Raw genomic sequence first — 13,800 nt, 5'->3', positions numbered from 1 at the left:
GGCTTGTTACTCCCCTGTTGATGGCGTGGCTGTTGAAGACGCTGCGGTTGAGGGCTGAGTCGAAGAGGGCTTGGCGAAGTCCTCCGGGAAATGGCGCAACGCGCTGCGAACCGGATTCGGCGTCATGCCGCCCATGGCGCAGAGCGAGCCGTCTTCCATGGTTTCGCAGAGTTCGTCGAGCAGTTCCAGATTAGCGTCACGGCTCTTGTGATCAGAGGCGTCGGCGATGATCCGATCGATCACCTCGACGCCACGGGTCGAGCCGATCCGGCAGGGCGTGCACTTGCCGCAGGATTCGACCACGCAGAACTCCATTCCGAAGCGGGCCTGCTGGGCCATATCGACCGTATCGTCAAAGGCGACGATGCCGCCGTGACCCAAGACCGCACCGGCTTCACTGAAGGCTTCATAATCCAGCGGCAGGTCCCACTGCGACTCCGGCAGGTAGGCGCCCAGTGGGCCTCCGACCTGAACCGCCCGCAGCGCGCGGCCGCTGGCCGAACCGCCACCGTACTCTTGCAACAGTTGGCGTAGCGAGGCACCGAAGGCCAGCTCCACCAGTCCGCCGCGTTCGATATTGCCGGCCAACTGGAACGCCTGGGTGCCGCGGGAGCGGCCCATGCCGTAGTCGGCGTAGGCCTGGCCTCCGCGGGCCAGGATGAATGGAATCGCCGCTAGCGACAGGACGTTGTTGACCACGGTGGGCTGACCGAACAAACCCTCCAGCGCCGGTAGCGGCGGCTTGGCGCGAACCAGGCCGCGCTTGCCTTCGAGGCTTTCCAGCAGCGAGGTTTCTTCACCGCAGATATAGGCACCGGCACCGAGGCGGACTTCCAAGTGGAAATCGCGGCCGCTGCCCTGAATATCGTCGCCCAGGTAGCCCGCGGTGACGGCGCTGTCGATGGCCGCATCCAGAATCTGTTTCGCCAGCGGGTATTCGGAGCGCAGGTAGATGTAACCCTGGCTGGCACCGACCGCCAGGCCGGCGATGCACATGCCTTCGATCAGCATCATCGGGTCCGCTTCCATCACCAACCGGTCGGCGAAGGTGCCGGAATCGCCTTCATCGGCGTTGCAGACGATATATTTCTGCGGGTTGGCCGATGCGGCGTCCAGTACGGTCTGCCATTTGATCCCGGTGGGGAAGGCGGCGCCGCCGCGACCGCGCAGGCCGGAGGCTTTGACCTCGTCGACGATCTGCTGGGCGTTCAGGCCCAGGGCGCGCTTGAGGCCGTCAAAGCCTTCGTGGGCACGGTAGTCGTCGATCGACAGCGGGTCGATCAGTCCGGCGCGGGCGAAGGTCAGTCGTTGCTGGTTTTTCAGGTACGGAATCTCGTCGGTCGGGCCCAGGCAGAGCGGGTGATCACTCTGGCCCTGCAGCATCCCGGCGTCGAGCAGCGCGGGGATATCTTCGGCGCTTACCGGACCATAGGCGATACGACCCTCGGCGGTCTCGATCTCCAGCAGCGGTTCGAGCCAGAACAGCCCCCGGGAGCCGTTACGGACGATCTCGATCGACTCGCTGTTTGTAGAGAGTTGTTGAATCAGCGCATCGACCACTTCGTTGGCACCCAGAGACACGGCGGTGGTGTCGCGGGGGATATAAATCTTAGCGCTCATCACTTCACCTCCAGCGGCTGGGTCCGCAGCGATTCCACCAGCGCATCTAGACGCTCCGGTGTGACCCGACCAACGACCTGGTCATCGATCTGGATATTGGGGCCGCAGGCGCAGTTGCCCAGGCAGTAAACCGGTTCCAGGCTTAGGGTGCGGTCGGCGGTGCTCTGGTGGAAATCGATCTCCAGACTGGTCTTGGCGTGTTGCTCCAGCTCGCGGGAGCCGCGGGCCTGACAGGCTTCGGCGCGGCAGATCTGCAGCTGATGGGCGGTCGGCTCGGTGGTACGGAAATGGTGATAAAAGCTGATCACCCCTTCGATATCGGCGCGGGTGCGGGAGAGGGCGTCGGCGATCTGGGGGACGGCATCGGCGGGGATATACCCCAGCTGATCCTGGATACTGTGCAGCAGTGGCAGTAGCGGGCCGGGCTGGTCACGGTGTTGGTCAATTAAAGTGGCAACCTTGGCCAGACGGTTGTCGGGTGTCTCGGTCATCAGCGGCTCCTGCCTGCAGTGTTGTATCGGCTCGGACGGACCGGGCCTGTTGTTATCGGGTCACTTTAGGGCACTTACACTCGGCGCTTCTTGAGGCACCTTTTTTGTATTCACTTGTATCTGTCACTGTATCCGTGACTGTTATCCGTCAATCGGGATGGCGACTGCTATAAGTGTAACGCTCAAACTCGAATCCGGGGTAGGGAGTCGGTCCCGCCATTCAGAGTCTTCACGGGTTTTGATAACGCCGGAGCAGGGTCGGTTCCCCGGGGGCCGGATTCAAGCCTCAGTGCCGGTTAGCTATCAGGGTAGGTCGGCGGCAAGCGAATGTCGCCATCCTCTGCGTCAGCCGTTGCGCTGATTGCGACAGCGCAACGGACTGGGCTGCAACAATGACTTACTGGTTGTGGCTGGCTTTGGCCGACTCCAGGGTCTGGCTGATCAACGCGTTGATCGTCATCGGGCCGACACCACCGGGAACCGGGGTCAGGGCCGCAGCCCGTGACTCCAGGCCGTCCTTCTCGATATCACCGATGCCGCCGGCGTGATAGCCGGCGTCGACGACCACTGCGCCGTCTTTAATCCATTCCGCTTTGATCAGCTCCGGCTTACCGACGGCTCCGACCAGAATGTCGGCCTGACCGATCAGGGCTTCCAGGTTCTGGGTGCGCGAGTGGCAGATGGTGACGGTGGCGTTGGCGTTAAGCAGCATCGCCGCCATCGGCTTACCCAGGATCGGGCTGCGTCCGACCACCACCGCGTGCTTGCCTTCGAGCTCGATGTCGTAGTGCTGCAACAGGGTCATGATGCCCGCCGGGGTGGCCGAACCGTAGGCGGGCTCTTCCATCGCCATGCGGCCGAAGCCCTGGGTGGTGACACCGTCGACATCCTTCTCGATCGCGATGGCGTCGAAGCAGGCGCGTTCGTCGATCTGTGACGGCACCGGATGCTGCAGCAGGATGCCGTGAACATCGGGGTCGTTGTTGAGGCCGTCGATGGTGGCCAGCAGCTCTTCGGTGGTGGTGTCAGAACCGAGGTGGATGCTGCGCGAGCCCATACCGACCCGACCGCAGGCGTTGATCTTCATCTGAACGTAGGTGGCCGAGGATGGATCGTCCCCGACCAGGATGGTGGCCAGTACCGGCTGGTTGGCGCCAGCGGCGACCAGCTCCTCGACCGAGGCTTTCAACATGGCTTCGCGGCTTACGGCCAGCGCTTTACCGTCCAACATCAAAGCGGACATGGAATTACCCTCTTTTACTTCGTAATCGCTTATTGACCTATCAGGGGGCCGTTATAGCCCCCTTCGCACTTTACCTGCAAGGCTCCTAGCTTAACACTTGATCTTCTCCATCGCCGGATCATATAGCGATCGTAGCGACGGCTTCACCGAGTAGCGCTCGCACTCGACTTCGATCTCAAATTGGCTTTCGTCAATCCAGGCCTTGGTGACCCCGGCTTCATGCTCGACGTAACCCATCGCAACGGTGGCGCCCAGGCTGTGGCAGAACATCCCGGCGGTGGTGCGGCCGACGATCTTGCCGTTGGCGTAGATCGGTTCCTCGTGGTAGCACAGCGGTTCCGGGTTCTCGAACAGGAAGGCGACAAAGCGCTTCTTCAGCGGACCCTGCTCCTTCTGCGCCAGCAGCGCTTCCTTACCGATAAAGCCGCCTTCCTTGTCGAAGTCGGACGCAAAGCTCAGTCCGGCTTCCAGCGGGGTGTCTTCGTCGGTGATGTCGTGGCCCCAGTGACGGTAGCACTTCTCCATCCGCAGCGAGTTCATGGTGTGGTAGCCGTACGGTTTGATACCGAACTCTTCACCGGCCTCGCAGATCGCCTCGTAGACGCTCGGGGCGTATTCGGTCGGAATGTACAGCTCCCAGCCCAGCTCACCGACGTAGGTGATTCGGGAGGCGCGCACCAGGGCGTAGTGCAGCTCGATCTCTTTCGAGGTCGCAAACGGAAACGCCTCGTGGGACATATCCGCGTTGGTCAGCTTGCTCAGGGTATCGCGCGAGCGCGGCCCCATCACGGTGACCACGGCCATCGCCGAGGTTACGTCGGTGATCACCACCCTATGGTCGCCTTTGTTGCGACGTAGCCAGTCCAGGTCGCGGGTCTGGCAGGCAACACCGGAAACCACCAGGTAGCGGTCTTCGGCCAGGCGGGTCACGGTGACGTCGGCTTCGATGCCGCCACGCTCGTTGAGCCACTGGGTGTAGACCATCTTGCCGACCTTGACGGCGACGTTGTTGGAGCAGACGCGGTTCAGGAATTTTTCCGCATCCGGGCCTTCGATCTGGTACTTACAGAACGAGCTCTGATCCATCACGCCGACGCTGTTGCGGACCGCTTCGTGCTCGGCCTTGTTGTTGTCGAACCAGTTCTGGCGACCGAAGGAGTATTCGTATTCCGGCGCCTGACCCTCGTTGGCGAACCAGTTGGCCCGCTCCCAGCCGTTCTCGCTGCCGAACACGGCGCCCTGGGCCTTAAGCTGCTCATGCAGGACTGAGCGACGAACGCCACGGGAGGTCTTGAACTGCTTGAACGGGTAGTGGGTTTCGTACAGCAGACCCAGGGTCTCGGTGGTGCGCTCCTGCAGGTAGGCCTGGGTGCCCTGGAACGGCATGTTGCGGCGGATATCCACATCCCACAGATCGCGCGGGGCGTGGCCCTTGTGGATCCATTCGGCCAGCATCTTACCGGCGCCACCGGCGGACTGGATACCGACCGAGTTGAAGCCCGCGGCGACGAAGTAGTTGCGCAGTTCGGGTGCTTCACCGAGGTGGTAGCGGTCATCGGGGGTGAAGGACTCGGGGCCGTTGAAGAACACCTGCAGGCCGGTCTCCATCAGCTTGGGGACCCGGTGCATGGCGGCTTCGAGGTAAGGCTCCAGGTGATCAAAATCCTCCGGCAACTCGTCGAAGTGGAAGTCTTCCGGGATGCCGTTCATACCCCAGGGCTTGGCGTTGGGTTCGAACATGCCGATCAGCATCTTGCCGGCATCTTCCTTGTAGTAGCAGTAGCCGTCCATATCACGCATGGTCGGCAGGCCATGCTGCAGATCGGGCATGTTTTCGGTGACGACGTAGAAGTGCTCGGCGGCGTGCAGCGGCACGTTAACGCCGGCTTTCTTGCCGAATTCACGGGCCCACATGCCGGCACAGTTAACCACGTATTCGGCGTCGATATCGCCGTGCTCGGTGATCACCCCGGCGGCCTTGCCGTCGCGGATCTTCATGTCCAGCACTTTGCAGTTTTCAAAGATCTTGGCGCCGCCCAGCTTGGCGCCCTTGGCCAGCGCCTGGGTGGTGTCCACCGGGCTGGTCATGCCATCCATCGGCAGGTAGATCGCGCCGACCACGTCGTCGACGTTCAGCAGCGGCCACATCTCCTTGGCGTGGTCCGGGCTGATCACGTCACAGGGGAAACCGGCCACTTTGGCCATCGAGGCGCCGCGCTTGAGTTCGGACATCCGTTCTTTGTTGGTGGCGATGGTCAGCGAGCCGTTGCGGACAAAGCCGGTGGCCTGGCCGGTTTCGGCTTCGAGCTGTTCGTAGAGGCTGGCGCTGTAGTTGGCCAGCATCGACATGTTGTAGTTGGCGCGCAGGGTCGGAACCAGACCGGCGGCGTGCCAGGTGGTGCCGCAGGTGAGGGTGCGACGTTCCAGCAGGACCACGTCGGTGATCCCCAGTTTGGTCAGGTGGTAGGCGATGCTGCAACCGATGACTCCGCCACCGACGATAACGACCTGGGCTGAAGAGGGTAGTTGTTTGTTCATTGTTATTCTCCAGATTCGCCTGGAACTCCGATGCAGGCGAGTGGTTTGTTCAACCCTTTTCAACCGTTGTTGGTTGTCGGGTAATGATACGGTTAACCGCCCCGATCGATATGAGGTGGATCAATCGGGGCGGTATCGTCGGCCGGTTAGTTAAACACCACCGTCTTATTGCCGTGGACCAGAATCCGGTCCTCCAGATGGGCGCGCAGGCCTCGGGCCAGCACGGTCTTCTCGACGTCTTTACCCAGTCGGACCAGGTCTTCGACGTTGTCGCTGTGGGTCACCCGGGCGACGTCTTGGTCGATGATCGGTCCTTCGTCGAGCTGCTCGGTGACGTAGTGACAGGTGGCACCTATCAGCTTGACGCCGCGGCGTGAGGCCTGGTGATAGGGCTTGGCACCGATAAAGGAGGGCAGGAAGCTGTGGTGGATGTTGATTACCTGATGGCGGTATTTCTCGCACAGCGCCTGCGGCAGGATCTGCATGTAGCGCGCCAGTACCACGCAGTCGGCGTTGTACTCATCCACCAGAGCCTCGACCTGGGCAAAGCCCGGCGCCTTGTCTTCCTTGTCGATCACCACGTGGTGGAAGGGGATGCCGTACCACTCCACCAGTCCGCGCATGTCGTCGTGGTTGGAGATGACGCAGGGAATATCGCAGTGCAGGTCGCCGCTCTTCCAGCGATCCAGCAGATCCGACAGACAGTGGCTGCCCTTACTGGCCATCAAAATCACCCGCTTGGGTTGGTGGTTGTCCACCAGACGGATGTTCATGCTGCACTCTTTGGCCAGCGGATCGAGTTTGGCTTGCAGCTCGTCGATGCCGAACGGCAGCGAGTCGGCCTGAATTTCAAAGCGGGAGAAGAACCAGTTGCTCTCCTGATCGGAATGGTGTGCTGCTTCGGAGATCCAGCCGCCGTTGCTGGTGATCACTTCGCCGACGCGGGTAACAATACCGACCCGATCAGGGCAGTCGAGAATTAATCGATAGGTGTGGTTCATGGCGTTCTCCTCAAGCGAGCTGTTGGTCTAGTTCGGGGACGGCCTCGAACAGGTCGGCGACCAGACCGTAGTCGGCGACCTGGAAGATCGGGGCTTCTTCATCTTTGTTGATCGCGACGATCACCTTGGAATCCTTCATGCCGGCCAGGTGCTGGATCGCACCGGAGATGCCGACGGCGATGTAGAGGTCCGGGGCGACGATCTTGCCGGTCTGGCCGACCTGCATGTCGTTGGGCACGAAACCGGAGTCGACCGCAGCGCGGGAGGCACCCACGGCGGCGCCGAGTTTGTCGGCGACCTGTTCCAGCATTGGGAAGTTGTCGCCGCTCTGCATACCACGACCACCGGAGATGATGATTCGGGCGGAGGTCAGCTCGGGACGATCGGACTGGCTGACCTCTTCGCTGATAAAGCGCGAGCGGTTGCTGTCGGCGACGCTGCCGAGGGGCTGTTGCGGCGCTTCACCACCTTCGGCATCGACCGCCGAGAAGGCCGAACCCCGGACGGTGATGACCTTGATGCCGTCCTGGCTCTGGACTGTGGCCAGGGCGTTGCCGGCGTAGATCGGTCGCACGAAGGTATCGGCGCTGACCACTTCGACGATGTCCGAAACCTGAGCGACATCCAGCAGCGCGGCGGTGCGGGGCAGCAGGTTCTTGCCGCTGGTGGTGGCGGTGGCCAGCAGGTGGCTGGTGTTTTGTTGCTGGCACAGTTCGGCCAGCAGCGGGGCCAGGTTTTCCGGCAGTTGCTGGGCCAGGGGCTCGCAATCGGCGACCAGCACCTTGTCGACGCAAGGGATGGCCGTGGCCTGGGCCGCAGCGGCCTGGCACTGGTGACCGGCAACCAGCAGTTGAATCTCGCCGCCGGTGGCGGATTTCAACTCAACCGCCGCTTGCAGGGCGTTGAGGGTGGCGTCTTTGAGTTGCGCGTTATCGTGTTCGGCAATGACCAGGATAGACATTAGATGACCCCCGCTTCGAGTTTCAGTTTGCTGACCAGTTCGGCGACGTCGGCGACCTTAACGCCGGCTTCACGCTCCGGTGGTGTAGTGACCTTGAGGGTGGTCAGGCGGGGTTGGGTATCGATACCCAGTTGTTCCGGGGTGGTGGTGTCCAGCGGCTTGCGCTTGGCTTTCATGATGTTGGGCAGCGACGCGTAGCGGGGCTCGTTCAGGCGCAGGTCGGTGGTGACGATGGCCGGCAGTTTCAGGCCGACCTGTTGCAGGCCGCCGTCGACTTCGCGGGTAACCCGGGCTTCGTCGCCGTCGATCTTCAGCTCCGAAGCGAAGGTGCCCTGGGGACGGTCGGTCAGTGCAGCCAGCATCTGGCCGGTCTGGTTGTTGTCGCCGTCGATAGACTGCTTGCCGAGGATGATAAGGTCCGGCTGCTCGTTATCGGCGACGGCTTTGAGGGTTTTGGCCACCGCCAGCGGTTCCAGCTGCTGCTCGGTTTTGACCAGTAGGGCACGGTCGGCCCCCAGTGCCAGGGCGGTACGCAAAACTTCCTGGCAGGCGTCGGAACCCACGCTGACCGCCACGACTTCGTCGGCATCGCCGCGCTCTTTCAGTCGAATCGCTTCCTCTACCGCAATCTCATCGAATGGGTTCATTGCCATCTTCAGGTTGGCCAATTCGACATCTGTGTTGTCGGCATTGACGCGCACCTTGATGTTGGCATCGACCACCCGTTTAACCGTGACCATTATTTTCATACGAGCCTCTATGCAGCTATTGTATTTGTTCTAAATGAAAATATTCATCAAAATTTCACGTACATTTTTATTTATTCTTTTTCTGACTGTCAACAGAATAATTTCTTGCGTTTTGTGTGATTTTTTTGATCAGGCCGCAAAGCCCGCTATGACGGGCTTTGCGGCAGCTTGAGCAAGAACTGATGTTAGAAAAACTAACAATGAAAGAAGTTATCTCAATTGTTGGTGGGGTTTTCTGCGGGCAGTATCGATTTCAAGGCGTCACCGACAAGAACGCCAAACCCCGCAAGTGTCGGCGCTGTGAAAGGCACCGAAAAACCAACAAAAACAATTGAAAGACGACGTGAGGGTATTATGAAGAGAACGATCTCTACGCTGATTAAAGCTGCCGCAGTAACGACCTCCACCCTGGCCTGCAGCACTGCACTGGCCGCCGACAAGCCTGACCAGGTCACCATCGGCTACTTCCTGGAGTGGCCAACCGCCAATCAGGTGGCCCAGGTTGAAAAACACTACGACAAAGCGATGGGCGTCGACGTCGAATGGCGCGCGTTCGACTCCGGTGCGGCGATGTCCGCGGCGATGGCGTCCGGTGATGTGGACATGGCGTACTCCCAAGGACTGGTACCCTTTACCGTCGCCGTCTCCCAAGGACTGCCGATCACCATGGTCGGTATCGCGGTGTCTTATGCAGAAAACGATAACTGCGTCGTCGGTAAAGGCGCTGGCATTACCCTGGACAATGCCAAGGACCTGGAAGGCAAGAGTGTGTCGGTTCCGTTCGGGACCGTGGCGCACTATAAGATGTTGCGGGTGATGAGCCACCTGGGTGTGGACAGCACCAAGGTACGGCTGCTGGATATGGCACCGGCCGACGGTGCCGCGGCGCTGATGCGTGATGATGTGGCGATGGCCTGTGGTTGGGGCGGGGCGCTGCGTCGGATGAAGAACTTCGGCGAGGTGCTGATGAGTGCCAAAGAGCAGGAGTCCATCGGTATCCGCGTATTTGACGTGATCTCGGCCAGCAATCGCTTCGCCGAAGAGTACCCGGAGATGGTGACCAAGTTCCTGCAGGTGACCGATAACGCCAACCGCTCTTACGCCACCAATCCGGCACCGGCCCAGCCCATTATCGCCAAGGCTTCGGGCCTGTCGCTGGACGAGTCCAACCAGATTCTGGCGCTGTTCGACTTCCCGTTGAAGGATGCGCAGCTGTCCCAGGCCTGGATGGGCGGCACTGTGCAGTCGTTCACCAAAGAGGTGGCCGACTTCTTCGTCAAGCACAAGCAGATCCCCAAAGCGCTGGCTGACTACAGCGCCACCATCGACAGTAGCTACTACAGCAACGTCAACTGATCTGGCCCTATCCACAACAATAAATAGAAGGAGGCATCATGTCGGAGCTGTTGGTTAACGACGTATCGATGATCTTCGATACCCCCGATGGCGGCCAGGTGGAGGCGTTGCGTAACGTCTCCTTCAACCTGAAGCAGGGAGAGCTGCTGTCGGTTCTGGGCCCTTCGGGGTGCGGTAAGAGTACCTTGCTGAATATCGTGGCCGGATTTCTGGCCCCGACCGACGGGACGGTCAGCAACGGCTCCACCGAGCTGCACGGTCCCGGCGCGGATCGCGGCATGGTGTTTCAGCAGGGGGCGCTGTTCGAGTGGCTGACCGTGGCCGAGAACATCGGCTTCGGTCTGACCATGAAAGGGCGTCCCAAGGAGGAGATCGCCGGGGTGGTCGATCATCTGCTGCAGACCGTCGGCCTGCAGGATTTCGGCGACAAACCGATCTACGAGCTGTCCGGGGGGATGCAGCAGCGGGTCGCACTGGCACGCTGTCTGGCCAACGACCCGGACATCATCCTGATGGATGAACCGCTGGGGGCGCTGGATGCGCTGACCCGGGAGAAAATGCAAAGCCTGGTTCTCAAGCTCTGGAAGGAGACCGGCAAGACCATCATCCTGATCACCCACAGTGTTGAAGAGGCACTGTTCCTGGGCGAGCGCCTGTTCGTGATGGCGCCCCGTCCCGGACGGATCCAGAAGGAGTATCAGCTGCCGTTTGCTGACGAAGGGCTGACCAAGGATCCACGGGAGATCAAGGCGTCTCAAGAATTCATCGCCAAGCGTGAAGAGGTCCTCTCCATGATCTGGGAGATGGAGGAGGAGATCATGGGTGGCGCAGAAGCCGTGGGGGCCTAAGTTATGAAAATGATTGAGAGCTTATTCGTCAAACTGGGCCTGGTCAGCACCGGGCTCGAAAAACGTAAGACGGTCACTTTCGGCGACGCCAGTTCGGTCGAGGCTGGACGCTTCTGGAGCTGCCTGTCGGTGCTGACGCTGGCGCTGGCCTGGTACCTGGGCAGCGCGCTGGAGTTGGTCAACCCGATCTTCTGGCCGTCACCGATGGCGGTCTGGGATCAGTTCGTCAGTATCTCGTCCGAGGGCTACCGCAACTTCTCCCTGTGGGAGCATATCTGGGCCAGCCTGTACCGGATCCTGGTGGGCTTCGGATTGGGCTGTCTGGTGGGGATTCCGCTGGGCTTTGCGATGGGCTTGTCTAAGCTGATGCGCGGCTGGTTCGACCCGATCGTCGAGTTCTTCCGTCCGATCCCGCCGCTGGCGTTTATTCCGCTGGTGATCATCTGGTCCGGTATCGGTGAGCGCTCTAAGATCATGCTGCTGTTCTTCGCCGCGCTCTGGATCATGGTGATCGCCGCTCGGGCCGGGGTCGGTAGCGTTAAGCTCAACAAGATCCATGCGGCCTATTCGCTGGGTGCCAGCAAGCGCCAGATCCTGCAGCATGTGATCCTGCCCAACTCGCTGCCGGAGATCTTCACCGGGATGCGGGTCGCGATGGGGGTCTGCTGGGGTACCGTGGTGGCGGCCGAGCTGGTCGCGGCGGAGTCCGGGGTCGGTTACATGATCATGGTGGCGAGTAAATTCCTGTCCACCGATATAGTGGTGCTAGGGGTGATTATCGTCGGCGCGATCGGCTACGGCATCGATATTCTGATGCGTAAGCTCGAAGCCAAGTTGATTCCCTGGAAGGGTAAAGCCTGACCTGGCTTCAGACACCAATCTCAAACCACAACCCCGGTTCTGCCGGGGTTTTTGTGTTGGCACAGGTTGAGATTGGCAGATGGCTAGGCTTCGCGGTGTAGCCCAATTCAGCTCAAAGCTCGTCCTGGCTGGTTCACGACGCTGATAACGACAACGGAAGAGTGACCACCAATTGAGTCCTGTACTCGCTGCTATCTGATGAATTTGAGTTTACCGTTAACGTGCCTTGGTAAGTCTCGACAATTATCTTGCAGATGGATAGGCCTAAGCCGAAGCCTTCGACGGACTCATCGACACGGCTTCCACGAGTCATCAGGGCGGGGGCTAAAGGCTCAGGAAAAACCTGCCCATCATTGGATACTCGCAGCAGAAACTGTCCTTCCCGCTGCTGAAGTTCGACCAGAACCTGATGCTCACAGAATTTACAGGCGTTATCGGCCAGGTTTCCAACCAGTTCAAGCATGTCGTCTCGGTCGAACGCGAGCTCCGGCAAATTACCCTGCTGTAATTCCACCGTCTTGCTCGGATAGGTGCGCTGAAGAATTTCGATCATAACGGGCAAGTCACTGGCTGGCCGAAAATGCTGCCCTGGGGTTGAATCACCCGCTATTCGGGCACGCTTCATTTCCCGATCGGATAAGCGCCTAATCTCTTCCAGCACTTGCTGGAAGTCCTGCTGGTGCTGTTCGGGCAAGTTTGTCTGCATCAGCGTAAGGCGTTGTAGATGGCGTTTGAGTTCATGGGCGAGGTTGCCCATCGCTGTCCGGGATCGACTGGTTCGCTGTTGCAAACGCACCAGCAGCTCGTTTATCTCTGCTGTCAGTGGCTGAATTTCGGTCGGAACCTGCTGAGACAGACTGGCTATATCTCCTTGCTTGAGTTGGTGAATATCGTCGCGCAGGCGATCAAGGCTACTAAAGCCTTTTCGAACCTGCCGTCGTTGAATCCATAACAACACCACCAAGGCGACGGTCATAAAACCATAGAGAAGGTAGCTAAACTGTCGCCATTGACGCTCCAAGGGGGCGATATCTTCTGCTAGCCACAGATTGATAGGCTGATTCCGTTTGTTGATTCCTTGCTGCCAGACAAGCCAGTGCTCGTCTTGAGTATGTGCGTGGAGCAAACGCTGCTGCCCCGTCTTTATGGACTGAAGCTCAGGCTGTTGATCCCATAAGGAGCGCGAACGGAGGCGTTGATCGCCAACTTGCACCTGGTAGTAATGGCCCGACTGGACTCGCTGATAGATCAGCGGCAGGTTTTGGGTGTTGACCTGCCAGTCGCCGGCAGATGATGGCTGCAGCGCCTTAATCAGGTTATCTGCATCATGCTGGAGCCGGGTGGCGACAAAACGCTGGCTGATCTGCTTCACCCCATAGTCAGCCAGCACCGCCAAGATGACGAAGCTGACCAGCAAAGACATCAACAGGCTGCCACGGATACCCGCCTCAATGGATTTCATGACTCGACACGACCTAGCTTATAGCCTTGACCGCGGTGGGTTTCAATCAACCCCTTACCAAAACGTTGTCGTAACTTATTGACGTAGACTTCGACAACATTGCTGTCTCGCTGGAAGTCCTCTTCATAGATATGATCGGTAATTTCCGATTTAGACAGGATTCGTTGTGGATTCATCAACAGCAGCCGCATTAATCGATACTCGATGCCTCGCAGCTGTACAGGGGCCTTACCCGTAGCGCTTAACTGCTGACTGTCGGTGTTGAGGCTGAGGCCGGCGTAACTGAGAATGTTTTCGGAGTAGCCGTGGTGGCGACGGATAACCGCTTCGAGTCTGGCTTGAAGCTCTTCGATATGAAAGGGCTTACCCAGATAATCATCAGCGCCAGCTTTGAGTCCATCAACTCGCTCATTCCAGTTGTCTCTGGCGGTCAGGATCAGCACAGGCGTATCATTGCTGCCTTGCCTCCAATGCTGAAGCACCTCTAAACCGGGACGTCCGGGTAGCCCCAGGTCAAGCACGATGGCATCAAAGGTCTCTTCGTTGCCCATGAACTCGGCATCAATGCCATCATGACTGAGCTCTACCGCGTAGCCTACCTTGTTGAGAGCCGCTTTGATCTCTATTGCCAGCGACTGGTCGTCTTCAACTAACAGTATTCGCATTCCGT

The 13,800-nt window shown here is 59.6% G+C and carries 12 protein-coding genes; 3 read left to right on the top strand and 9 right to left on the bottom strand.

The annotated features are described in order from the left end of the window. Positions 1-6: 6 nt before the first annotated feature. The 7 genes from DV711_RS10890 to DV711_RS10860 form a co-directional block, all read right to left on the bottom strand. A complete protein-coding gene (locus DV711_RS10890) occupies positions 7-1,620 on the bottom strand; it encodes a formate dehydrogenase beta subunit (protein WP_114695741.1) in 1,614 nt (537 codons plus the stop codon). Then, positions 1,620-2,111 (bottom strand): formate dehydrogenase subunit gamma, encoded by a 492-nt coding sequence (locus DV711_RS10885; protein WP_114695740.1) that lies wholly within the window; start codon positions 2,109-2,111, stop codon positions 1,620-1,622. The genes DV711_RS10890 and DV711_RS10885 overlap by 1 nt, the downstream gene beginning before the upstream one ends. Positions 2,112-2,508: 397 nt before the next feature. Beyond that, positions 2,509-3,354: a bifunctional methylenetetrahydrofolate dehydrogenase/methenyltetrahydrofolate cyclohydrolase FolD gene (gene folD, locus DV711_RS10880; RefSeq protein WP_114695739.1), complete on the bottom strand. Its 846-nt coding sequence runs from the start codon at positions 3,352-3,354 to the stop codon at positions 2,509-2,511. 90 nt (positions 3,355-3,444) lie between these two features. After that, positions 3,445-5,892: a GcvT family protein gene (locus tag DV711_RS10875; RefSeq protein ID WP_114695738.1), complete on the bottom strand. Its 2,448-nt coding sequence runs from the start codon at positions 5,890-5,892 to the stop codon at positions 3,445-3,447. Positions 5,893-6,038: 146 nt separating this feature from the next. Further along, positions 6,039-6,893 carry a formyltetrahydrofolate deformylase gene (purU, locus tag DV711_RS10870; protein ID WP_114695737.1) on the bottom strand — a complete coding sequence of 285 codons (855 nt, stop codon included), beginning with the start codon at positions 6,891-6,893 and terminating at the stop codon, positions 6,039-6,041. 10 nt (positions 6,894-6,903) lie between these two features. Beyond that, positions 6,904-7,854, bottom strand: coding sequence for an electron transfer flavoprotein subunit alpha/FixB family protein (locus DV711_RS10865; RefSeq protein ID WP_114695736.1), 951 nt, complete (start codon positions 7,852-7,854; stop codon positions 6,904-6,906). Then, positions 7,854-8,603, bottom strand: coding sequence for an electron transfer flavoprotein subunit beta/FixA family protein (locus DV711_RS10860; protein WP_114695735.1), 750 nt, complete (start codon positions 8,601-8,603; stop codon positions 7,854-7,856). The genes DV711_RS10865 and DV711_RS10860 overlap by 1 nt, the downstream gene beginning before the upstream one ends. 354 nt (positions 8,604-8,957) lie before the next feature. Here DV711_RS10860 and DV711_RS10855 point away from each other — a divergent pair, with 354 nt between their 5' ends. From DV711_RS10855 to DV711_RS10845, 3 genes are read left to right on the top strand one after another with little or no spacing between them, the layout of a single operon-like run. Next, on the top strand, positions 8,958-9,959 hold the full coding sequence (locus DV711_RS10855) for a taurine ABC transporter substrate-binding protein (RefSeq protein WP_114695734.1): 1,002 nt from the start codon (positions 8,958-8,960) through the stop codon (positions 9,957-9,959). 38 nt (positions 9,960-9,997) lie between these two features. Next, entirely contained in the window at positions 9,998-10,807 is an 810-nt protein-coding gene (locus DV711_RS10850) for a taurine ABC transporter ATP-binding protein (RefSeq protein WP_114695733.1), read from the top strand. A gap of 3 nt (positions 10,808-10,810) precedes the next feature. After that, positions 10,811-11,668 carry an ABC transporter permease gene (locus DV711_RS10845; protein WP_114695732.1) on the top strand — a complete coding sequence of 286 codons (858 nt, stop codon included), beginning with the start codon at positions 10,811-10,813 and terminating at the stop codon, positions 11,666-11,668. A gap of 133 nt (positions 11,669-11,801) precedes the next feature. Here the strand turns inward: DV711_RS10845 and DV711_RS10840 are convergent, their stop codons facing one another. Continuing rightward, positions 11,802-13,130: a sensor histidine kinase gene (locus DV711_RS10840; protein WP_114695731.1), complete on the bottom strand. Its 1,329-nt coding sequence runs from the start codon at positions 13,128-13,130 to the stop codon at positions 11,802-11,804. After that, entirely contained in the window at positions 13,127-13,795 is a 669-nt protein-coding gene (locus tag DV711_RS10835; protein WP_114695730.1) for a response regulator transcription factor, read from the bottom strand. The genes DV711_RS10840 and DV711_RS10835 overlap by 4 nt, the downstream gene beginning before the upstream one ends. Between the last annotated feature and the right edge of the window lie 5 nt (positions 13,796-13,800).

Origin of the sequence: Motiliproteus coralliicola (assembly GCF_003345655.1) — a bacterium.
Classification (GTDB): domain Bacteria; phylum Pseudomonadota; class Gammaproteobacteria; order Pseudomonadales; family Balneatricaceae; genus Motiliproteus; species Motiliproteus coralliicola.
This window is presented reverse-complemented; position numbering and strand designations above follow the sequence as displayed.